This window comes from Rhizobium azibense (assembly GCF_004342325.1).
GTDB classification, from domain to species: domain Bacteria; phylum Pseudomonadota; class Alphaproteobacteria; order Rhizobiales; family Rhizobiaceae; genus Rhizobium; species Rhizobium etli_B.
This window is the reverse complement of the sequence record NZ_SMBJ01000005.1, coordinates 218,891-239,416: the sequence shown is the minus strand read 5'-3', so window position 1 is coordinate 239,416 and position 20,526 is coordinate 218,891. Positions and strand designations below refer to the sequence as shown.

Annotated in this window: 21 protein-coding genes and 1 other RNA gene; 11 read left to right on the top strand and 11 right to left on the bottom strand. The window is 60.3% G+C overall.

Annotation, left to right across the window (positions count from 1 at the left end; translation table 11 throughout):
• Positions 1 to 58 precede the first annotated feature (58 nt).
• The gene (miaA, locus tag EV130_RS14350) at positions 59 to 955 is read right to left on the bottom strand and encodes a tRNA (adenosine(37)-N6)-dimethylallyltransferase MiaA (RefSeq protein WP_132550408.1); all 897 of its coding nucleotides are present in this window, start codon (positions 953 to 955) and stop codon (positions 59 to 61) included.
• On the opposite strand from miaA, the gene serB reads away from it, so the two are divergent.
• On the top strand, positions 956 to 1,846 hold the full coding sequence (gene serB, locus EV130_RS14345; protein WP_074061701.1) for a phosphoserine phosphatase SerB: 891 nt from the start codon (positions 956 to 958) through the stop codon (positions 1,844 to 1,846). It begins immediately after the preceding gene.
• Positions 1,843 to 2,409 (top strand): GNAT family N-acetyltransferase, encoded by a 567-nt coding sequence (locus EV130_RS14340; protein ID WP_132660614.1) that lies wholly within the window; start codon positions 1,843 to 1,845, stop codon positions 2,407 to 2,409. Before serB ends, EV130_RS14340 begins: the two co-directional genes overlap by 4 nt.
• A 115-nt stretch (positions 2,410 to 2,524) precedes the next feature.
• Here the strand turns inward: EV130_RS14340 and EV130_RS14335 are convergent, their stop codons facing one another.
• The 5 genes from EV130_RS14335 to EV130_RS14315 form a co-directional block, all read right to left on the bottom strand.
• Positions 2,525 to 4,129: a DegQ family serine endoprotease gene (locus EV130_RS14335; protein ID WP_132550412.1), complete on the bottom strand. Its 1,605-nt coding sequence runs from the start codon at positions 4,127 to 4,129 to the stop codon at positions 2,525 to 2,527.
• Between the two features lie 102 nt (positions 4,130 to 4,231).
• Complete coding sequence (locus EV130_RS14330; protein WP_074061704.1) at positions 4,232 to 4,417, bottom strand: DUF2065 domain-containing protein; 186 nt, start codon at positions 4,415 to 4,417, stop codon at positions 4,232 to 4,234.
• Positions 4,418 to 4,426: 9 nt separating this feature from the next.
• Entirely contained in the window at positions 4,427 to 5,359 is a 933-nt protein-coding gene (gene hflC, locus EV130_RS14325; protein WP_132550414.1) for a protease modulator HflC, read from the bottom strand.
• 3 nt (positions 5,360 to 5,362) lie between these two features.
• The gene (hflK, locus tag EV130_RS14320) at positions 5,363 to 6,439 is read right to left on the bottom strand and encodes an FtsH protease activity modulator HflK (RefSeq protein ID WP_132660612.1); all 1,077 of its coding nucleotides are present in this window, start codon (positions 6,437 to 6,439) and stop codon (positions 5,363 to 5,365) included.
• 149 nt (positions 6,440 to 6,588) lie between these two features.
• Positions 6,589 to 7,107 (bottom strand): dihydrofolate reductase, encoded by a 519-nt coding sequence (locus EV130_RS14315; RefSeq protein WP_132660610.1) that lies wholly within the window; start codon positions 7,105 to 7,107, stop codon positions 6,589 to 6,591.
• A 196-nt stretch (positions 7,108 to 7,303) separates the two neighbouring features.
• On the opposite strand from EV130_RS14315, the gene EV130_RS14310 reads away from it, so the two are divergent.
• A complete protein-coding gene (locus EV130_RS14310; protein WP_132550418.1) occupies positions 7,304 to 7,570 on the top strand; it encodes a hypothetical protein in 267 nt (88 codons plus the stop codon).
• Positions 7,571 to 7,786, top strand: coding sequence for a hypothetical protein (locus EV130_RS14305; RefSeq protein WP_132550420.1), 216 nt, complete (start codon positions 7,571 to 7,573; stop codon positions 7,784 to 7,786). It abuts the gene before it with no gap.
• Positions 7,787 to 7,798: 12 nt separating this feature from the next.
• Here EV130_RS14305 and thyA read toward each other — a convergent pair whose 3' ends face one another.
• Positions 7,799 to 8,716, bottom strand: coding sequence for a thymidylate synthase (thyA, locus tag EV130_RS14300; RefSeq protein WP_132660608.1), 918 nt, complete (start codon positions 8,714 to 8,716; stop codon positions 7,799 to 7,801).
• A 148-nt stretch (positions 8,717 to 8,864) separates the two neighbouring features.
• On the opposite strand from thyA, the gene ssrA reads away from it, so the two are divergent.
• From ssrA to EV130_RS14280, 4 genes are all read left to right on the top strand, one after another.
• Positions 8,865 to 9,228: a transfer-messenger RNA gene (gene ssrA / locus EV130_RS14295) on the top strand.
• Positions 9,229 to 9,356: 128 nt separating this feature from the next.
• On the top strand, positions 9,357 to 9,869 hold the full coding sequence (locus tag EV130_RS14290; protein WP_074061710.1) for an SspB family protein: 513 nt from the start codon (positions 9,357 to 9,359) through the stop codon (positions 9,867 to 9,869).
• A gap of 63 nt (positions 9,870 to 9,932) precedes the next feature.
• A complete protein-coding gene (locus tag EV130_RS14285) occupies positions 9,933 to 10,127 on the top strand; it encodes a DUF4169 family protein (RefSeq protein WP_074061711.1) in 195 nt (64 codons plus the stop codon).
• 97 nt (positions 10,128 to 10,224) lie between these two features.
• Positions 10,225 to 10,440, top strand: coding sequence for a ribbon-helix-helix domain-containing protein (locus tag EV130_RS14280; protein WP_074061712.1), 216 nt, complete (start codon positions 10,225 to 10,227; stop codon positions 10,438 to 10,440).
• Between the two features lie 11 nt (positions 10,441 to 10,451).
• Here EV130_RS14280 and EV130_RS14275 read toward each other — a convergent pair whose 3' ends face one another.
• From EV130_RS14275 to EV130_RS14265, 3 genes are all read right to left on the bottom strand, one after another.
• On the bottom strand, positions 10,452 to 14,177 hold the full coding sequence (locus EV130_RS14275; protein ID WP_132660776.1) for an AsmA family protein: 3,726 nt from the start codon (positions 14,175 to 14,177) through the stop codon (positions 10,452 to 10,454).
• A gap of 89 nt (positions 14,178 to 14,266) precedes the next feature.
• Positions 14,267 to 15,679, bottom strand: coding sequence for an FAD-binding oxidoreductase (locus tag EV130_RS14270; protein WP_132550424.1), 1,413 nt, complete (start codon positions 15,677 to 15,679; stop codon positions 14,267 to 14,269).
• Between the two features lie 92 nt (positions 15,680 to 15,771).
• Positions 15,772 to 16,806: an aldo/keto reductase gene (locus EV130_RS14265; protein ID WP_132660606.1), complete on the bottom strand. Its 1,035-nt coding sequence runs from the start codon at positions 16,804 to 16,806 to the stop codon at positions 15,772 to 15,774.
• Positions 16,807 to 16,899: 93 nt separating this feature from the next.
• Here EV130_RS14265 and EV130_RS14260 point away from each other — a divergent pair, with 93 nt between their 5' ends.
• Both EV130_RS14260 and EV130_RS14255 read left to right on the top strand, forming a co-directional pair.
• Complete coding sequence (locus tag EV130_RS14260) at positions 16,900 to 17,802, top strand: LysR family transcriptional regulator (protein ID WP_132550428.1); 903 nt, start codon at positions 16,900 to 16,902, stop codon at positions 17,800 to 17,802.
• Between the two features lie 215 nt (positions 17,803 to 18,017).
• On the top strand, positions 18,018 to 19,109 hold the full coding sequence (locus tag EV130_RS14255) for an AbrB family transcriptional regulator (protein WP_074061716.1): 1,092 nt from the start codon (positions 18,018 to 18,020) through the stop codon (positions 19,107 to 19,109).
• Here the strand turns inward: EV130_RS14255 and EV130_RS14250 are convergent.
• A complete protein-coding gene (locus EV130_RS14250; protein ID WP_132550430.1) occupies positions 19,069 to 19,956 on the bottom strand; it encodes an AraC family transcriptional regulator in 888 nt (295 codons plus the stop codon). The two genes, EV130_RS14255 and EV130_RS14250, sit on opposite strands and share 41 nt — an antisense overlap.
• Before the next feature lie 32 nt (positions 19,957 to 19,988).
• Between EV130_RS14250 and EV130_RS14245 the strand changes: the two genes are divergently transcribed.
• Complete coding sequence (locus EV130_RS14245) at positions 19,989 to 20,396, top strand: DUF2000 family protein (RefSeq protein ID WP_132660604.1); 408 nt, start codon at positions 19,989 to 19,991, stop codon at positions 20,394 to 20,396.
• Positions 20,397 to 20,526 lie beyond the last annotated feature (130 nt).

Below are 20,526 nucleotides of genomic sequence, written 5' to 3'. Positions count from 1 at the left end.
TTCCGTTTCCAATGATGATATCGAGCTGACTGACTTGAAGATTACGCGCTGATCACGGCTACGGCGATGTCAGGCGCTTCCAACTTTGGTCCATCTGATTGCGAAACCAGGTCATCTGCCGCTTGGCATATTGCCGTGTCGCGGCAGCACCCTTCTCGATCACTTCCAAGCGCGTCATCTCGCCGTTCAGCATGGCTGCAATTTGGGAAACGCCGATCGCCTTCATCGCCGGCATTTCCGGTGAAAGGCCGAGTGCCAGCAGCGCCTTGACCTCATCTTCCGCACCCTGCTCCAGCATTTTCTCGAAGCGCCCGTTGATGCGCTGGTGGAGCAATGCGCGTTCCGGCAAGACGATGATCTTTTCCGCATTCGCCGGATCGACGATCACCGGTCCCGCCTGCCCTTGGAAGACAAGGATCGATTTTCCCGTTGCCTTTACCACCTCCAAGGCACGTACGATGCGTTGCCCGTCCTGGATGCTGAGACCACCGGCAGCGGCCGGATCGACTTTGGCGAGTTCAGCATGGAGCGCTTCAGCACCTTCATCCAGCAGGCGCGCCCGTAGCCGGTTGCGGATGTCCTCCGGTATCGCCGGCATGTTCGACAGACCGCCTGTCAGCGCCTTGAAATAGAGCCCCGTCCCACCGACGAACACCGGCAACTGTCCCTTGGCACGCAGATTGGGCAGCAATGACATGACATCGCGCAACCAGGTCCCCGTCGAATACGCAGCGCCTGGCGGCACATGGCCGTAGAGATGATGCGGCACGCCCTGCATCTCCGCTTCGGACGGCCGCGCCGTCAGGATGCGCAGCGTGCCGTAGACCTGCATGCTGTCGGCGTTGATGACGGCACCGCCGTGGCGTTTGGCAAGTTCCACGGCAAGCGCGGACTTGCCGCTGGCGGTCGGCCCGGTTATCAGGATTGCACTTGTTGCGCTCAGAAGGTTTTCCATATGGCTCTCGTTGCCACGCTTGTTGCCAATCCGTCAAATCCCGTTCTCACGCCGAGGCTCGCCGAACAGGCGGCCGAAATCGTGAAGGCATCCGGGCTCTACTGGCTGTCGGACGGCATCGCCTGCGATATCGCCCTTCGCGACGGAACCGATAGGCAAGCGGCGGAGGCGAATATCCTTGCGGCCATCGCCAGCGCGCCGATCGACCTGGTTGTCCAGGAGGCCGAAGAGCGTCGCAAGAAATTGCTGATCGCCGATATGGATTCGACGATGATCGAGCAGGAATGCATCGACGAGCTCGCCGCCGAAGTCGGCCTCAAGGAGAAGGTCGCCGCCATCACCGCGCGCGCCATGAACGGTGAGATCGCGTTTGAACCCGCACTGCGCGAGCGTGTTGCCCTCCTGAAGGGCCTGCCGGTCTCGGTCATCGACGAGGTTATCGCCAAGCGCATCACGCTGACGCCCGGCGGTCCGGAATTGATCGCCACGATGAAATCGAGGGGTTATTACACTGCTCTCGTCTCCGGTGGCTTCACCGTCTTCACCAGCCGCATCGCCGCTGCTCTCGGCTTCGACGAAAACCGCGCCAACATTCTTCTTGAAGAAAAAGCCCTGCTCTCCGGCTTGGTCGCAGAGCCGATCCTCGGCAAGCAGGCGAAGGTGGATGCGCTCAGCGAAATTTCTGCAAGGCTCGGTATCTCCACCGAAGAAGCAATCGCCGTGGGCGACGGCGCCAACGACCTCGGCATGATCCACCTTGCCGGCTCCGGCGTCGCCCTGCACGCCAAACCCACCGTCGCCGCCGAAGCGAAAATGCGCATCAACCACGGCGATCTGACTGCACTGCTTTATATCCAGGGCTATCGAAAGACCGATTTTGTGACGCCATGACAGTGATCGCGACGACGCCCCGCCTGCTTTTGCGCAATTGGACAGAAGCGGACCGGCCGCTTTTCCACGAGATCAATTCCGATCCTGAAGTGATGGAATTCTTCGCATTTCGTCGCCACCGCAGCGAAGCAGATTCGATGCTGGATGCAATCCGCGATGCCATCGCCACGACCAGACTTGGTTTCTATGCTATGGCACTGAAGGAAACCGATGAGCCGATCGGCTTTTGCGGCCTCTGGAAGCCCGAACTCGAACCGTTCCTCCCGGCAGGCACTATCGAAATCGGCTGGCGTCTTGCGAAACGGCATTGGGGCAAGGGATATGCGACGGAAGCTGGAGAAGCATCGCTTCGCCACGGTTTCACCCAGTTCGATCCTCCTGAAATTGTCTCTTTCGCGGTCACGGACAATCACCGTTCCACTGCCGTCATGCGCCGACTTGGCCTGCATCACGATCCGGATCGCGATTTCGATCATCCTCGCATTCCTGACACGCATCCGCATCTGAAACGCCACGTGCTCTATGCGATCAGCCGTCAACAATGGGAACGAAAGATCGGCTGACATCAATTACGCTTTCCCGCAAGACAGGAAGATGTCGCCTTGTTGTCGGGTCGTCAGTGGCACCGACATCGGTGCAAAGCAGAATTCATGAATGGATCAGCCATTGCGCGCTTTGCTATTCCATCGGCACTGCGATGAACCGCAAATCGCCGTTTGCCGAGGCGATCATCAGCTGCGCGTTGCGGCGGCCTTCCTGCTTCAACGACTGCACCTTCGCAGCCACGGCATCCGGCGACTTCATGAATTCCTGGGCGACCTCGACGATGACGTCACCGGCCTTGAGCCCCTTTTCGGCGGCCGCAGACCCGGGCGCCACCTCCGTCACCACGACTCCGTCCACGCTTTCGGCAATGCCGAAGGTCTTGCGAATCTCGGGGCTCAGCTGCGACAGCGACAGGCCGAGCACATCCTTCGGCGTCTTGGCATCGGGTACCGGCGCCTGCTGATCGGTCTGGCCTTTGCCGTCGGGTGCCGGCTGGACCTGATCCTGGTCAAGATTCGGTTCATCCATGTCGTCGTTCTCTTCCGGATCAGGATTGATCACACCATCCGGAGAGGTATCAGCGTCGTTGGAAGCGGCCTGATCGCTGTCCTCAAGACGACCGAGCGTCACCTTGACAGTCTGCTCCTTGCCGTCACGCAGTACCACGACGTCGACTTCCTTGCCGACCGGGCTTTCGGCCACGACGCGCGGTAGGTCGCGCATCTCGTTGACCGGCTTGCCGTCGAATTTCAAGATGACGTCGCCCGCCTTGATCGAACCGTTGTCGACCGGCCCTCCCTTGATGACGCCGGCCACGAGCGCGCCCTTGGCGCTATCGAGACCCAGGCTGTCGGCCACGTCGTCTGTGACCGGCTGAATGCGCACGCCGAGCCAGCCGCGGCGTGTCTCTCCGAACTCGCGAAGCTGGTTGACCACGCCCGCAGCAAGCTCCGAAGGCACCGAAAAGCCGATGCCGATCGAGCCGCCGCTCGGCGAAATGATCGCCGTGTTGATACCGATCACTTCGCCTTTCATGTTGAAGAGCGGACCGCCGGAATTGCCCTTGTTGATCGCCGCATCGGTCTGGATGAAGTTGTCGTACGGGCCTGCGTTGATATTGCGGCCGCGGCCAGAAATGATGCCGACGGTTACCGACCCGCCGAAACCGAACGGATTGCCGATCGCCATGACCCAGTCGCCGATGCGCATGTCACTTGAATCACCAAACTTCACGGCCGTCAGCGGCGTTCTCGGTTCAACCTTCAGCACGGAAAGATCGGTCTTCGTGTCCGTGCCGATGAGCTTGGCTTTCAGCTTGGTGCCATTGGCGAAATTGACCTCGATGTCATCTGCGCCCTCGATCACGTGGTTGTTGGTGACGATATAGCCGGACGGATCGATGACGAAACCGGAGCCGAGCGAGCTGACATTGTGGTTGCCGCCTTGGCCGCCCTGCTGCTTATTGAAGAAGTCGTTGAAGAATTCCTGGAACGGCGAGCCGTCCGGTGCGCGCGGCGCCGGGCCGGCACCTTCATCGCCCTTGATCTTCTGCGAGGTGGAGATGTTCACAACTGCATCGAGAAGCCCTTGAGCAAGATCGGCAACAGAGGCCGGACCATTCATCGCAGGCGCGCTCTGCGCTTCAGCAGTGCCGGTAAGGCCAATATTTGCCAGAAGTGCAACCCCGGCCAGGAGAGCGAGCGATCGTCTGAAGGTCGGGCGTATCGTGGGGGCCATCAAGCTTCCTCTTATGGGATCAAAGCGGCAGTCTGACCATCAACATAGGGCGGAATGATGGAGCGTGAAATCACCTTTTCGCGAAATCCCGTGCAATCTGCGTCAGCGTCTTGCCAGCCAGACAAGCACGACACCGAGCACGACGGCGCCAAGTCCGAAGATTCGTAGCTGGCGCTCCGGAACCGTTGGAAGCAGACGGGCCACCTCGACGAGAAAACGAGGGGCCAGTGCATAGACCAGCCCCTCGATGATGAGGAAGAATGCGATTCCTGTCAGGAAATCCTGCATCCGGATGCGTCAGTTTGATGGGGCCACAGGTGCCGGGGTTTGAGGCGGAGCCGGAGGCATCAAGCCGTTGGAATTGTCGAAATACCGGAAGAATTCCGTATTCGGCGACAGGACCAGCGTCGTATCCTGGGACGATAGCGCAGAGGAATAGGCCGCCATCGAGCGATAGAACTCGAAGAACGACGGATCCTTGCCGAAGGAGTCTGCGAAGATGCGGTTGCGCTCCGCATCGCCCTGGCCCCGGATGATTTCCGCATCGCGCTGGGCTTCCGCAGTAATCTCGACCACCTGGCGATCGGCAATAGCCCTGCGGCGCTGGCCCTCTTCGGTGCCTTGCGCGCGCAGCAGCTCGGCCTCGGCGAGACGCTCTGCCCGCATGCGGCCATAAGTCTGCGGCGCCACCTGCTGGGTCAGGTCGGTCCGTCGGATACGCACGTCCTGGATATTGATGCCGAGATTTTCGGCGTCCCCATGCAGGTCGTCGCGCACTTCGAGCATCATCGCCACGCGCTCGTCCGAAAGAGCAGCATCAAAATCGCGCAGACCGTAGACACGGCGAAGCGACGAATCGAGCTGGGTGCGAAGTCGCGCTTCGGCGGCCTCGCGGTCGCCCGACACCGTCTCGCGGAATTTGCGCACGTCCTTGATGTCATAAATGACGAAGGCATCGACGTCGAACGTCGAACCGCCGCGAACCTGGACGCGAATATTGTCGAGATCGAAGCGCAGCGCCTGCTTCTCGACGATCTGGACGCGATCGGCATCCATGAAAGCGAGAGGCAGCTTGAAGTAGATACCCGGCTCCGTCTTCACCGACTGGATCTGGCCGAAGCGCACGACGATTGCCTGTTCGCGCGCATTGACCACGAAGACCGAGGAGTAGGCGATGACAAGCACAATGGCGAGCAGGATGATGATGGCGGGAAGTCTGTTCGATGTCATGGCTCAACCTCCCTGCTGTGCCGGTTTGCCGATCTCGTTGAGCGGCAGGTAGGGAACGATGCCCTGCTTCTCGTCGATCACGACCTTCTTGGAATTCTTCAGCACCTGTTCCATCGTCTCGAGAAACAGGCGCTTGCGGGTCACTTCGGGAGCCTTTGAATATTCTTCGTTGATGGCAGTGAAGCGTTGCGCCTCACCGTCCGCTTCCTTGACGACACGGTCCTTGTAGGCAGCCGCGGCTTCGCGAATCTGGGCCGCGTCGCCTCGTGCCTGGCCGAGCTTCTGATTGGCATATTGGTTTGCTTCTTCGACGAGGCGCTGCTTGTCCTGTTCGGCGCGCTGCACCTCTTCGAAGGCATCGGCGACATCGCGCGGCGGCGCCACGTCCTGAATAGTGACTGCGGTTACCGCAATGCCCGCATTGTAACGGTCCATCGTGCCCTGCACGATGGCGGCAACCTCTGTTTCGATCGGCTGACGGTTGTTGCGGAAGGCATCCTGTGCCGGGCGGCGGCCAATGATTTCGCGCATCGCGCTTTCAGCCACCTGCTGCAGCGTTTCGGCCGGGTTTTCGACGTTGAAGAGATAGGCCTTGGGATCGATCACTGTGAAGAATACCGAGAACTCGACGTTCAGGATGTTCTGGTCGCCCGACAGCATGAGGCCTGTCGAAGACGAGGCCGAGGTCGAGCCGATATTCTGCTGCTGCACCGTCACCTTGACGATCTCGACCGTTTCCATCGGCCAGAGGTGGAAATGCAGCCCCGGCGTCGAAATCTCTTCCTTCGGCTGGCCAAAGCGAAGCTCGACACCACGCTCGTCCGGCTGGACGATGTAGATGCATTGGAAAAGCCAAAAGACGACGAGAACCGCGGCAACAATCACTGCCACGCCGCCGTTGAAACCGCCGGGTACGATGTTGCGGAGCTGATCCTGGCCACGCCGGATGATGTCTTCCAGATCAGGCGGCCCGCCCCGGCCGCCGCGCGGGCGGTTCGGCCCCTGCCCCCATGGTCCCTGATTGTTACCGCCGCCGCCGCCCCATGGGCCGCCGCCGCCATTCTGATTGCTCCAGGGCATCAAAACCTCGTTGTTCGTTAAACTCCCAATCGCATCGTGCCCGCGGGGGCGGCAGGCTTTAAGCGATTGTGACCGTTATAGGTATCGCCGCTGCTGCTTTCAACGCGGCATGAAGAACTTGGCGATATTTATTGATAAATATTTCGTTTTCAGGCGCTGCGGCGCTCATAGACGACGAAGCGCGTCGGATAATTGTCCTTTTCCCCTGCCGGCACATCGATTTCTTCGATTGCCATCCACACGGAAGGGTCGATTGCAGGGAAGGACGTGTCGCCCGCAACATGGGTTTGCACATGCGTCACGCACATCCGATCCGCAAGCGCCATTGCCTGGGCATAGATTTCTCCGCCGCCGGCAATGATGATCTCGGCCTGTCCAGTCTCGTGCGCCAGTCTTTCGGCAATCCCGATCGCCTCGGGAAGAGAACGCGCCGTTGTGACATCCGGTTGCGCAATCGCCGCGTGGCGGGAAATCACCACGTGCGGTCGTCCGGGCAACGGCTTGCCAAAACTCTCATATGTCTTGCGCCCGACCACGAGCGGCTTGCCAAGCGTCATCGCCTTGAAACGCTTGAGATCGGTCGAAAGCCGCCAGGGCATATCGCCGTCGCGTCCGATGACGCCATTTTCGGCCACGGCAACAACAATGGTCTTTCTGATTTCGGACATGAGCTTCCTTAGGTTGAAGCGACGGCTTGGCCAGCCGGATCTATCGCCAGGCGGGCCAACAAGCAAGAGAGGCTCCATGAAATGGCGCCCATTCTGAGGCACTTCAATGCGAGATTTCGCAACGCGGCACAAGCATCCGTAAACCACGCCGCGCGTTCCAATTTTACTCGGAAAAATACTACGCTAAGTTGAGGTCATGGGAGACAGATCCGCGCACAACAATCGGCCAAGCCGCATCGACCTCGCCATCGTCGCCCTGGCGGCGGGGCTTTTTGCGTGGGTTGTCACAGGCGGCAAGGCCGGTTCTCCGGTAACGACAGGCCTGGGCACGGCATTCGCCTGGCACTTCATGGGCTTTCCGATCATCCCCGTGAAACGCAAGGATCCCATGTTCGGGCGGCTTGGAAAGCGTCTGTTAACGGCTGACGGCCAAATCCGGAAAGATGACGGAAAGCTGATGTAAATGATGAATGCGACGCCTCGATTCGACGTGATTTGCGACCCGATGAATCAATGGATCGTCTGGGACCACGTCACGGAGGCACCTGCCTCGTTCGGCGGACGGATCCTCGACGGGCTGGACGAAAAGGAAGCGAGCCGGCTCGCACAGGTCATGAACGATCTTCACGCAGGTCACCGGCCACTTGCCGATCGCACCGGCAAGCGGTCGCTCCGCTAGGACAATCGTTCGTCAGACGGCGACCGGGGCGTCGATCCGATCGTGCGACTGGTACCCTACGACCTCGAAGTCGTCGATCCGATAACCATCGATATCCTCGGGCTCGCGCGTCAGCACCAGCTTGGGAAAGGGCATGGGCTTGCGCGCAAGTTGCTCTTTGGCCTGATCGAGGTGGTTCAGGTAGAGATGCGTGTCGCCCCCGATCCAGATGAGTTCACCCCGATCCATTTGCACCTGCTCAGCGACCATCGCAAGCAATGCTGCTTGCTGGCATATATTGAATGGCGCACCAAGGAAAATATCGCAGGAGCGCTGGTTCACGAGCATGGAAAGTTGCGGCCGGCCGCTGCCACGCTGCAGTCCGGAAACGTGAAACTGATAGGTCATGTGACACGGAGGAAGCGCCATCTGATCAATCTCTCCCACATTCCAGGCATGGAACAGCATGCGTCGGCTCGTCGGATTGGTCTTGAGGCTATGGATGAGCGTGCCGATCTGATCGTGTTCCACCCCGTTTCGGTCAAGCCACCGCCTCCATTGCTTGCCGTAGACCGGTCCAAGATCGCCCCATTTCGCCGCAAAGGCGTCGTCTTCGAGAACGCGTTTTTCGAACGCGTCCTGGGATATCTTCTCGCCGGTTGCCTTGCGGTATGCAGCAAGCGGCCAGTCCGTCCATATTTTGACGTTCTCCTTGAGCAGCGACTGGATGTTCGTTTGGCCGCTCAGAAACCAGAGCATCTCCTTCACCGCCGTCTTCCAGAACACCTTCTTGGTCGTAAACGCCGGAAAGCTGCCATCCGAAAGATCAAAGCGCATCATCGCGCCGAATGTCGAAAGCGTGCCCTCGCCGGTGCGATCCATCCGCCGATCGCCTCTCTCCAAAAGATGTGCCATGATGTCTAGATACTGATATTCAGGATGGCGCAGCATCCGTGTCTCCCCGTGTGCGATCTCGCATGCGATCTCATGGCCGCGGCCGATTCCGTTTCTCAATTTATGCGCTTCTGCCGCTGAAACCAACTGCGCGGAGGCTTATCCCGGCAATTCTCCTGCCGCCTGCAACGGTTTTATGACGTATCCCCTTTCCATGCGCTTGCGAAAACACTATATCAGCACTGCCGGTCTTCGGACCGGCTATGGCAATAAATGAGCGGTGTAATAAACCTATTGGACCCGGGGGCGGTACCCGGCGCCTCCACCAAAAACAGCCGGTTAGCGACTGCTTTTGATGGGGGCGAAACAGGATCGACAAGGGTGTAAAGATCGTCTTTTTGCTCGGCATGATACCGCCGTTATCGGGTCACAAGTGTAGTTGCAAACGACAACAACGCTAAGGAATATGCTCTCGCTGCCTAACGGCGGTGCGGGAATTCCGCTCTAAGTCCTTTTGGTTAGCACCTTAAGGCGGGGTCCGAAGGCACCTGGCAACAGAAGCCTTCACCTTCTCCCTGCCGTCCAAATCATGTATTGTTTGTAAAGCTGACTCGGACACTTAGCCTTTCCCAAGGCCGCCGGACATGGCATATAGCCTTGTGAAAAGACTTCCGAACCAAAGAAAGACAGGAAAAGTATGGGGCAGGACCACATCCGCTACGACATTCTGGCACAGGACGCGCTGCGTGGCGTGATCCGCAAGGTCTTGTCTGAAGTCGCAACGACGGGCCGCTTGCCTGGCGACCATCATTTTTTCATAACGTTTCTGACCGGCGCACCGGGCGTCCGCATCTCGCAGCATCTGAAATCCAAGTATCCGGAGCAGATGACCATCGTGATCCAGCACCAGTTCTGGGATCTGAAGATCACCGAATCGCTGTTCGAGATCGGCCTCTCTTTCTCCGACGTGCCCGAAAAGCTGGTCATCCCCTTCAATGCCATCCGTGGCTTCTATGACCCTTCGGTCAATTTCGAACTTGAATTCGACGTGCCGCTGGCGGACGGCGAGGAAGTTCCCGCAGCCGAAATCACCGCCTATCCGGTCGCATCCGAAAAGGCCGAGGAACCGCCCGCGGCAAAACCTGCCGAGGGAGAGGATAAGAAGCCGGGATCCGTCGTCTCGCTCGACGCCTTCCGCAAGAAGCAGTAAGCACCAAGGGAAGCAGATGCTTCCCTTTTTCATGTGCCCTTTCCAGCTGGATGCAGGCAAGCCATGAGCGCAGAAATCGTTAATCTCCGCCAGTTCAAGAAGAAGCAGGCCCGTTGCGACAAGGAAAAACAGGCCGAGCAGAACCGTATTCGTTTCGGGCGCACCAAGGCGGAAAAGCAGCTGACAAAAGCGCTGAACGAGAAGGCCGAAAGAGCGCACCGACAGGGCCGGATCGAAAAGGACGAAGGCGGCGAATGACGGCGCAGATGGGCCGAATAGACTCCGCAGTCAATTGCTTGGCGCTATTTCCTCACTCAACCTGTCAACACCGCGAAATACGCCTGCGCAAAACCCGATGATCCGCAAGCATTCCACCAGCCTGCATGGACACCGCACCAGCTTCTCGCTGGAAGACGAGTTCTGGACCGAACTCAAAGCGATCGCCACAGCCCGTGCCATTCCGCTTGCGGGCCTCATATCCGAAATCGACGACCGGCGAGAGCCGGAAAGCAACCTCTCCTCCGCGCTGCGCATCTATGTCTTGAGTTGCTTGAAAAACCGCAGCTTCTAGAGTGATGCTTTCTACTGCGGCAACGGCACGCCCGGCAAGGCATCGAAATTCAGCCGGTTGCCCGTTATCGGTGGCGGCTGGTTGAGCTGCTGCGCGCGGCGCGCCGCCTCCTCGGCGGCTGCTTTCGCCTCGGCCTCCGCCTTCGCCTTTGCTTCAGCCTCCGCTTTGGCCTTCGCCTCCGCCTCGGCCTTTTGCCGGGCAGCTTCGGCGGCAAGCGCGCGCAGGCGCTCCTCTTCGGCCTTGCGCTGCGCCTCGATCGCCGCGGCTTTTGCGCGTTGCGCTTCGTTGAACTTGTAGAGCGCCACTTCGCGCCGCAATCGCTGCTTTTCCAGGACGTTCGATTGCAGCCGCTCGACACGCCGGCGTTCACGTTCGAATGCACGAAGTGACAGGTATCCGGCGATATCGGATACATCCATCGTCCGACCGGGCGACGCGAGCAACCCCGAATAATTGAGCCGCAGCGCTGGCTCGGCACCTGCAAGCGCTTCCTCGCCCGGATTGAGAGTGATGTTCAGCGATGCGTTGATGCGCTCCTGAGGCAGGCTGAGCTGCGCATTGCCGGTGATCTTGGCGAGTTCGTTGGCAACGGTGACATTTTGCACGCGAAGTACGCCGTCGGTGATGTTGAACGGAATACCCGTCGGCGGAAGTTTCGCCTCTCCGTTGTTGAGCAGCGTTTCGACGATCGGATGTATCTTTCCGGCGTTGAGCTGGTCCTGCATCGGATCCGTTGCGGCAAGTAACGGCGGCAGGATCGCGAGGTTCAGCCCGCGCACGGTGGTCTCGCCAAGCCGCAGCTCGCCGGAGCCCGTGAGCGAGCTGACGAGGTCCGTCATCGTCTTGCCGGACGCTTCCAGGCCGAGAGAAAGCCCGAGCTTGCCGTTCGCAACCGGCGCGCCGTCGCGCGGCCAGACAACACCCGCGAGATCGGAATCGGCAAGCGAAAGCTTGGTCTGGAAGAAGCCGATGCCCTCGGCATTGGTGAAAAGCAGGTTGCCGGAAAGCTGGCCGCCGTCCCAGCCGCCCTTCATGTCGTTGAGCTGCAGTTCGTCGCCCTTGTAGACAGCATTGGTGGTGAAGTCCGTTACGGCCGCCGACCATCCCGGCCAGAACGCCTTGGCCGAAAGCCTCAAGCTGACATCCATGTCCTTGAACACCGGCTGCCCAAGGGCTGCGGTCGAGAAGTTGCCTGTTGCAGGATCTGTCATCGGGCCATAGACGGCCTCGCCAAGCCAGGTCGCATCGGCGCGGTCAAGCGCGAGCTCGCCGCTCGCGGTCGTCCTGTCTGTCTTGCGATTGACCGTCAGCGCACCTGCAAACTGATTTTCCGCCGCATGGCCCTTAAGATCAGACAGGACGACCTTGTCACCATCGATGGTTGCTGTTGTTTGCAGCCCGAAAGGCAGTCCGGTTCCGATCTGCGGCAGCGCAATGCCGTTCATCACGAGATATGGATCGAGATCGGCGCTCTCGAGCGAGACGCCGATCTGGCCGTTCATGAAACTCGCGGGACGGACATCGACCTTGCCATTCGCCGTAAAGGACGTCCGGTCGGTCGCAAAGGTCAACGATGCATCGGCCGGATCTGTACCGTTTGCCTGGACTTTCAGGGAGAGCCGGCCGTTGGCATCAGCTTCGACCGGAAGTGGATCGAGCCCTGCCTGCCCGAACAGGATCGAGGTCGTTCTGTTTTCGAGCGTCGCCTCAAGATTGGTCGTGCCCTTGCCCGTCAGCGCCAGCAGATCCGACATGCGGTAGTCGAGGTTCACACGGCTTCCGTTGGAAACGCCGGCAAGCGTCAGCGCAAGCCCGTCGCCCTCCTCGCCGCCAAGCGTCAGCGCACCGCGCAGCGCCGTGTTGGTGTACCAGGCGGCATTGCGCACCAGCCGGTCTATCACCGGATGCTGCGGCAGATGCTCCTTGAGCATCGTGAAGAAAGGTCCCGGATCGGCGGACTTCAAGGTGATTTCCCCCGAGCCCTTGTAATCGAGCAAGGATCCTTCGGCCCGACCGGTGGCCGTGAGTTCGGCACCTGCCAGATTTTTGGCGACCAGCTTGTCGACCGCAAGCGCCCCATCGGCAATCGTAAAGCTGGTCTCGACATTTTCAGCCTCGACGCCGAAGGCGCTGAACTTATCCGCCTTCAGCTGGGCCGTGATCTTGTGGTCGAGCACGTTTTCGCCTGCGTCCTGCCCTGTGAACAGACCAGTCAGCGCCCTCAGCGCATCGAGGTCGAGCGCATCGCCGGCAAGATCGACGTTCAGCAGGGGCGGCTGGTTCTCCAGCGCCTGCCGTTCCAGCTTGCCCTTCAGCGTAGCGGGGCCGATGGCAATCTCCAGATTATCGAAGCGCTGCTGCTGATGCGTCAGGCTGACATCGGCAGAAAAACCCGCCTGCTTCAATTGACGGATCGCGGGATCGACCGAACCGGCAAGCCAGGAGGCGAGCCCCGACGGCTGGTTGGAGGCGACGGTAATGTTGCCGTTGAAGGAAGGCTCACCCCTGAGCGTCAGCTGGCCCTGACCCTCCACCTGGGTACGGCCGGGCAGCGTTCCGACGGCATGGTCGATCGTCCAGCCGTTGCCGGCCGGCTGCAGGTCGAGCTGCACGTCGCGGATGGTCGTGTCCCCAGCAACGATCGCCGGCAGCTTGACGCTCGCCTTGCCCTGCACCTGCGGCACGGGAATCTGGGCGATGATGCTGATCAGCGAATTGAGCCGCTGGCGGGCCGACAGGCCGGGATCGCGCGCTGTCTTGCCGCCTGCGCCCTGATTGCCGATCCTGTTCACATCAATCTGCTGGCCGTCGGCGATCAGCAGGAACTCGGGCGCGTTGCCCGTATCGAGCGTCGCCTCGCCGGTGATCACATAAGGATCTTCCACCGAGCCGATTTCCATCCGGTACTCGGAAAGCCGGATGCGATCGTTGGTCAGTTCGAAGCGGCCCTTGACGCGCGGCGGCAGTGCATTCTTGTCGTCGGATTTGGCCGCGCCGCGGTTCTCGAAGGCAGCCGACATGAGACCCTGATAATTCGGTTTTCTATCGGCGAACCTCAGCTGGCCATCGAGATCGATTTTGACCGGACGCTCATCCGGTATCAGCTGAGTCCTGACCTGCAGCGTGCCGGTTTCGTCGGGCTGCCCGCTGGAGATCAAAAAGCTGCCATGCTCGCCGTCGAGCGCTGCATCGCCTTCGATACGCCAGGGGCCTGCCAGCGACCGGGCGGACATTTCGGCGTTCAGCCCGGTAATGGTGCGGGCGCGGCCCGACTGATCGTCGATGAACTTAACGTCGCCGCCGGTGACATGCACACTTTCCAGAACGACCGTCTTTGCAGGAATCTCGGGCCGGCTGCCGCGCATCCAATCGAGCGTGCCGTCCTTCAGCAGACGAAGGCGCAGCTTAGGATTGACGACGCGCATATCGAAAATCAGCGCCTCGCCGGAAAGGAACGGCGCAAGTTCGGCATCCATGGCGAATTGCTCGACCTGTACGGTCGGCTGACCGTCGGATTCCTGCCCCACACGCACGTCATGCAGCGTTACCGACGGAAAAGGCAATAGCCGGGCATCGACCGTGCCGTGCACGGTCACCTTCTTGCCGATGATGCGGCTTGCCTGCTCTTCGAAATTCCTGCGGAAGTCCGTCCAGTCGATGAAAAGCGGCGCGAGCAGTGCCACGAAGAGCACTACGACGATCACTCCCCCCAGAAAGACGAGGAACCGGCCTATCAAATCAAGCATTCTCCATTCGGGATTGTGTTGGAGACACTACTGTCATTCATGCCGGGAGCAAAGCCGAAGTTCATGAGATTGTTCCGTTTTCAGACAAGATGAAAAATCTTGCCCGGATTGAAGATATTGTCAGGATCGAGCGCCTGCTTGACCTGCCGCATGAGATCGACGGCACCGCCGAGTTCCTGCTCGAGAAACCTCATCTTTCCCTGTCCTATCCCATGCTCCCCGGTGCATGTCCCATCCATCGCAAGAGCCCGCTGGTTAAGCCGTACGACGAAATTCTCCGCAACCGCAACACCTTCCGCCGTCTTGTCGTCGAACAGGAGAAGCACGTGGAAATTGCCATCTCCCGCATGGCCGACAATCGGCGCCAGCAGACCATGTTCCTGGATATCGGCCTGAGTCTCGGCAACACAATCCGCAAGCCGTGATATCGGAACACAAACATCGGTCGAAAGTGCGGCAAGCCCGGGCGCCAGCGCCCGGCAGGCCCAATAAGCATCATGCCGTGCCTTCCACAGCTTGTTGCGTTCCTCGGCGTTTGCCGTCCACAGGAAATCGCCCCCGCCGCATTCGGCCGCTATCTCGGCAAACTGCGCCGATTGAAGCTCGACGCTCTCGTCGCTTCCGTGGAATTCCAGGAAGAGCGTCGGGCTCTCGGCGTAGCTCAGACCCGAATAGGCGTTGCATGCCCGCATCTGCACGTCATCGAGCAATTCTATGCGTGCGACAGGAATGCCCATCTGGATTGTCATGATGACCGCGTCGCAGGCGGCCTTGATCGTTGGAAAGGAGCAGGCCCCGCCCGCGATCTTCTGGGGAATTCCCTGCAGCCGCAGCGTCACCGAAGTCAACATCCCGAGCGTGCCTTCGGCGCCGACGAAAAGGCGCGTCAGGTCGTAGCCTGCCGAGGATTTGCGCGCTCGGCGAGCGGTGCGGATTTCCTTGCCATTGGCCGTCACGGCCGTGACCGACAGCACATTGTCCTTCATCGTGCCATAGCGCACGGCGTTGGTTCCGGACGCTCGCGTCGAAGCCATGCCGCCGATCGAGGCATTCGCGCCGGGGTCGATGGGAAAAAACAGGCCGGTATCGCGCAGATAAACGTTCAGTTCCTCGCGTGTGATGCCCGGCTCGACGGTACAATCGAGGTCTTCGGCATTCACTTCGAGAACTCGGTTCATGCGGCTGAAATCGATCGAAATCCCGCCGCTGGGGGCATTCACCTGCCCCTCCAGCGAGGAACCGGTGCCAAAGCCGATCACCGGCACCTTGTATTCGCCACAGACCTTGACGGCGGTCTTTACGTCATCGGCCATCTCGGCAAACAGTACGCCATCGGGCAGCTGCGCCGGTATGTAGGTGGTCGTATGCGCATGCTGGGCGCGGAAGGATTCGCCGGTCTGGAAGCGCTCGCCGAAGCGCTGTTTCAAGATGCCGACGACGGCAAAAATGCCCTCCTCGTTGCGTTTTCCAGCCTTTGCGTCGCTGAGCGCCATCCTGTTGATCTCCCATACTATCTGCCGTCCACGGGCAGGTTGATATGGGCCAACGGATGGCACCTGTCCAGTCAAGAGTCGCGCGAGATGGTTCAAACGAGCGGTGGATTGAGCCGAGCGAAGCCTTCCTGCCTCCTGTACGGGAAATACGGATATGGTGCCGGCACCGCGCTGACCGTTTCGAGCCTTTCGACCTGCTCCTTCGTCAGCGACCAGCCAACGGCGCCGAGATTCTGGCGCAGTTGCTCCTCGTTGCGCGCCCCGATGATGACACTTGCCACGGTTGGCCGCGAGGTCAGCCAATTGATGGCGATTTGCGGTACCGTCTTGCCCGTCTCCGCGGCAATCTCATTGAGAACGTCGACGATGTCGAACAGCTTTTCGTCATCGACCGGCGGGCCGTATTGCGCTGTCTGGTGCAGCCGGCTACCTTCCGGTAGCGGCTGGCCGCGGCGGACACGGCCGGTCAGCCTACCCCAGGCAAGAGGGCTCCACACCAGCGCACCCACGCCCTGATCGGCAGCGAGCGGCATCAGCTCCCATTCGTAGTCGCGCCCAGCCAGGGAATAATAGACCTGATGGGCTACGTAGCGCGCATAGCCATGCTGTTGCGAGACGGCGAGTGATTTCATCAGCTCCCAGCCGGCGAAGTTCGACGCCCCGATATAGCGGAGCTTGCCGGCAGCAACGAGACGATCGAGCGTCGAAAGCATCTCCTCGACCGGCGTGGAGGCGTCAAAGGCATGCAGTTGCAGCAAATCGATATAGTCTGTGCCGAGGCGGCGAAGCGCGTCATCGACGGATTTGATCAGCCGCAAGCGCGAGGTTCCCCAATCTGCCGGCCCCTCGCCCATCGGCAAGGCCGTCTTCGTGGAAATGAGCACGCCGTCGCGCTTGCCGCCGATCGCCTGCCCCAGAACCTCCTCCGATGCGCCAGCCGAATAGACGTCGGCGGTATCGAAGAGATTGACGCCTGCCTCGAGGCAGATATCGACCAGACGTCGCGCCTGCGCCGCGTCGGTATTGCCCCATGCGCCAAACAACGGGCCGCTGCCGCCGAAGGTGCCCGCGCCGAAACTCAAGATCGGCACCCTTACGCCGGATGCACCGAGATTTCTGTATTCCATGGACTGTCTCCTGTTGTCCTCAGGAGAGATAGACACTCGCTGAGGCGCGTTATAGATTGCCAGCGAGAAAGTCATTTGTGATTTGAATTCATCATGAGCCGTCAGGACATCAATCGCTCCGGCGAAATGGACGTCTTCGTACGCGCCGTCGAACTCGGCGGCTTCACCGCTGCGGCAACCGCCTGCCGGATGACCCCGTCGGCCGTCAGCAAGCTTATCGCCCGCCTGGAAGCCCGGCTTGGGACACGTCTCATCAACCGCTCGACGCGGCGCCTGCAACTCACGCCGGAAGGTTGCGCATTCTACGAAAGAAGCGTCTCCATCCTTGCCGATATCGCCGAGGCCGAGCGCTATGCCTCAGCAGGCGAACAGGCAGCCGGGCCGATCCGTATCAATACCAGCGCGTCCTTCGGCAATCACGTGCTCGCCCCGCTCCTGCCCGCCTTCATGGCGCTTCATCCGGCCGTGACACTCGACATTTCCTATACGGACAAGATCGTCGATCTCATGGAGGAACGCGCCGACGTCGCAATCCGCGCCGGACCGCTGAAGAATTCCAGTCTGATCGCCCGCAAGCTTGGTGCAGCCCGTAAATTCATCGTCGCCTCGCCGGACTACATTTTGCGCAATGGTCAACCAGTGTCGATCGAAGATCTCCGACAGCACTGCCGCATTGGCTTTTCCTATTCCCGCGCCATCGGCGGCTGGCCGCTCCTTGATCAAGACGACACGGTGCTTGTTCCCGTGACGCCGGGCATTCAGGTCGGCGACGGCGAAGGGATGCGCCACCTGGCACTTTGCGGCGCCGGCCTTGCGCGCCTTGCCGCCTTCACCGTCCGCGCCGATATCGCCGCAGGTCGACTGGTATCTGTCCTTGAAGACCTGAACCCCGGCGACCTCGAGGAATTCTCCGCCGTCTACATCGGCCACGGCGGTCCGCTGCCAGCCCGCGTCCGCACACTGCTTGATTTTCTTGCAGCCAACGTTCGTCTTTAGGAGAAGTCTTGCGCTTGTCGCAACGCTGCTATTCGGCTCGCGCACCCCAGGCGGAATTTTCCCATGGAGACCATATTTCGCAATTGCGGCGGGCTTAACCTGCCCATATACCGGGAATTATTTTTTCGGCTGCTCCGGCCGATCCTCATGTTGCTGCCGATGAATTTCCATGCCGTTCACCGCGGCCCATCGGTCGGAAAAAAGACAGGCGTTCCATGCCTTTTAAGGCCGCAAGCAGAGCCATACGAGAAGCCAGCCTGCCGAGATGGGTTCTGCTGCTTAGCTTCTCTACCGTTCTCGTTATCGTTCTTGAATGTCTTGCCCTTCCGGCATCGCTGCTCGTCGGGCCGATGATCGCGGCAATCTTTCTCGCCTTGGTGATCGGCAAGGGAAAGATGCGCGTCCCTTGCTTGCCCTTGCAATTCGGGCAGGCACTGGTGGGCCTGATGATGGCACGCGCCATCACCCCTGACATTCTCGCCACGATGGCCAATGATGCGCCGCTCTTCATGCTGGTCATCGTCTCGGTGATCGCCATCGCAGGCGTGCTCGGCTATTTCCTGACCCGGCTGCAGGTGCTGCCCGGCACCACCGCCGTCTGGGGCTCCTCTCCGGGCGGTGCCTCGGCGATGGTCATCATGTCGGAGGCTTATGGCGCCGACGCCCGCCTAGTCGCCTTCATGCAGTACCTGCGCGTTGTCTTCGTCTGCGTTGCAGCTTCCTGCGTCTCGCGCCTCTGGGTCGCCCCCGACGGCGAGCTGCCGCCGATCATTCTCTTCCCGCCGATCGACTGGCCGGCATTTGCCGCGACCGTGCTGCTTGCCTGCTGTTGCGTCTATGTCGCCTTCCGTTTCCGCGTCCAGGGCGGCACTATCATCCTGCCGCTTCTCGCCGGCTCCCTGTTGCAGGGTTTCGACGTCCTGACGATCGAGCTGCCGATGTGGCTGCTCGCGATGAGCTATGCCCTGATCGGCTGGAGCATCGGACTGCGCTTCACCCGTTCGATCCTGAAGCATGCCGCCCGTGCTCTGCCGCGCGTTTGCGCCTCCATCCTGCTTTTGATGTCGACCTGCGGGCTGATGGCAGTGGCACTTCACAAGTTCGCGGGCATCGATCCACTGACGGCGTATCTGGCGACCAGCCCTGGCGGTGCGGATTCGGTTGCCATCATCGCCGCCTCCAGCGACGTCGACCTGCCGTTCGTCATGGCGATGCAGGTGGGCCGGTTTGTGGTGATCCTGTTTACCGGGCCTATGCTTGCGCGTTTCATCGCGCGAAGGAGCGGCCTGGTTGAGAACCCCGCCTGAGCGCAGCCCACTGGCCGGGCGTCATGCCATAGGCTTTCTTGAAATGGCGGTTCAGGTGGCTCTGATCCGCAAACCCGGTGGCAAAGGCGACGTCCGACAGCTCGCTGCCCTCGCCGATCATCGCGCGCGCCTGCTGCAGCCGCCGCATCAGAAGATAGCGATGCGGACTGGTCGCGAACGCCGCCCGAAAATGCCGCGACAATGTAAAGCGGTCGAGACCTGTTACGGATTCAAGCTCGCCAGAGCGCACCGTTCGCGTCGCATGTGCGTCAAGGTAGTCGCGGGCGCAGCGGGCCTGGTTCCAGGCAATATTGGCGGGCAGCCTGCGCAATGCCTTCGTATGCCTTACGAGCCCCTGCGCCATGCGCATCAGGAAATCGTCGACGAAAAGCTCGTCGAGCTCTCCTTCGAGATCCGTCAGCGCGCCAAGCAGGACATCGGCAAGAACCGCATCGCTGATAACAGGCTGGTCGACAAAAGGCAGTCCGAGTTTCTCGGCTTCCAGGCATTCGAAAAGCAGCGAGGGCTCCAGGTAGAGAATGCGGTACTGCAGCCCGTCATCCGTGCCCGCCCCCCCGTCATGCACCTCGTCTGGATGCAGCACGATCACCTGACCGGGCATGCTGAAGCGCCTTTCGCCGCGATACGAGAAGGTCTGCACGCCCTTCAGCGTCACACCGAGCCCATAGGTGTCGTGCCGGTGCGGCTCGAAGGCGTTTCCGCTGAATTTTGCCTCGATACGCTCGATCCCGGGAAAGGCAGGCGCTGCCACAATGCCCTCGCCGCCCTGCGGCATGCACAAACGTTCAAGACCTTCGAAAACCTGGGGCGTTAAATCCTGGCTCAACGCGACCTCGAAACCGCATGAAAGAGACTGGAATGTTTGATACCAAAATTGCGATCGTTCTGCGAAACAATCTTGCGTCATGGCAGAAGCTGAATGTAACCGCCTTTTTGATGAGCGGCATCGCCGGGCAAAATCCGGCGATCATCGGCGAGGCCTACAGGGACCGCGCCGGCAACACCTACAATGCCATGTCAATCCAGCCGATCATCGTGCTATCGGCCGATGAGGCGACGATTTCAGCGATACATCGCCGCGTGCTGGAGCGCGAGATTTTATCCTCGCTGTTCATCGAGGAGATGTTTGCGACCGGCCATGACGCCGCCAATCGCGCCGTCTTTGCCGAATACGCGCCGGAAGATGCCAAGGTCGTCGGCGTTGCTCTGCGCGCCGGCAAGAAGACCGTCGACAAAGTCACCAAGGGCGCGACGATGCATGCCTGATCGGTTAGGAGGTAGCCTCTAGCGGCAGAAGGCATGACCAAGAGTTCCCACTCCTCGTCAAGATCATCAAGCGGAACATTCGACAACAGCGGCAAAAGTGGGCCAATTTGCGGGGTCCCTTGCTGCGTGA

Coding starts and splice junctions, on each gene's coding strand:
- EV130_RS14245 (WP_132660604.1), top strand. CDS start 19,989: ATGTTTGATACCAAAATTGCGATCGTTCTGCGAAACAATCTTGCGTCA.
- EV130_RS14270 (WP_132550424.1), bottom strand. CDS start 15,679: ATGGCGCTCAGCGACGCAAAGGCTGGAAAACGCAACGAGGAGGGCATT.
- EV130_RS14280 (WP_074061712.1), top strand. CDS start 10,225: ATGATCCGCAAGCATTCCACCAGCCTGCATGGACACCGCACCAGCTTC.
- serB (WP_074061701.1), top strand. CDS start 956: ATGGCTCTCGTTGCCACGCTTGTTGCCAATCCGTCAAATCCCGTTCTC.
- EV130_RS14255 (WP_074061716.1), top strand. CDS start 18,018: ATGCCTTTTAAGGCCGCAAGCAGAGCCATACGAGAAGCCAGCCTGCCG.
- EV130_RS14285 (WP_074061711.1), top strand. CDS start 9,933: ATGAGCGCAGAAATCGTTAATCTCCGCCAGTTCAAGAAGAAGCAGGCC.
- EV130_RS14310 (WP_132550418.1), top strand. CDS start 7,304: ATGGGAGACAGATCCGCGCACAACAATCGGCCAAGCCGCATCGACCTC.
- thyA (WP_132660608.1), bottom strand. CDS start 8,716: ATGCTGCGCCATCCTGAATATCAGTATCTAGACATCATGGCACATCTT.
- EV130_RS14335 (WP_132550412.1), bottom strand. CDS start 4,129: ATGGCCCCCACGATACGCCCGACCTTCAGACGATCGCTCGCTCTCCTG.
- EV130_RS14305 (WP_132550420.1), top strand. CDS start 7,571: ATGATGAATGCGACGCCTCGATTCGACGTGATTTGCGACCCGATGAAT.
- EV130_RS14315 (WP_132660610.1), bottom strand. CDS start 7,107: ATGTCCGAAATCAGAAAGACCATTGTTGTTGCCGTGGCCGAAAATGGC.
- EV130_RS14290 (WP_074061710.1), top strand. CDS start 9,357: ATGGGGCAGGACCACATCCGCTACGACATTCTGGCACAGGACGCGCTG.
- hflK (WP_132660612.1), bottom strand. CDS start 6,439: ATGCCCTGGAGCAATCAGAATGGCGGCGGCGGCCCATGGGGCGGCGGC.
- EV130_RS14265 (WP_132660606.1), bottom strand. CDS start 16,806: ATGGAATACAGAAATCTCGGTGCATCCGGCGTAAGGGTGCCGATCTTG.
- miaA (WP_132550408.1), bottom strand. CDS start 955: ATGGAAAACCTTCTGAGCGCAACAAGTGCAATCCTGATAACCGGGCCG.
- EV130_RS14340 (WP_132660614.1), top strand. CDS start 1,843: ATGACAGTGATCGCGACGACGCCCCGCCTGCTTTTGCGCAATTGGACA.
- hflC (WP_132550414.1), bottom strand. CDS start 5,359: ATGACATCGAACAGACTTCCCGCCATCATCATCCTGCTCGCCATTGTG.
- EV130_RS14260 (WP_132550428.1), top strand. CDS start 16,900: ATGAGCCGTCAGGACATCAATCGCTCCGGCGAAATGGACGTCTTCGTA.
- EV130_RS14330 (WP_074061704.1), bottom strand. CDS start 4,417: ATGCAGGATTTCCTGACAGGAATCGCATTCTTCCTCATCATCGAGGGG.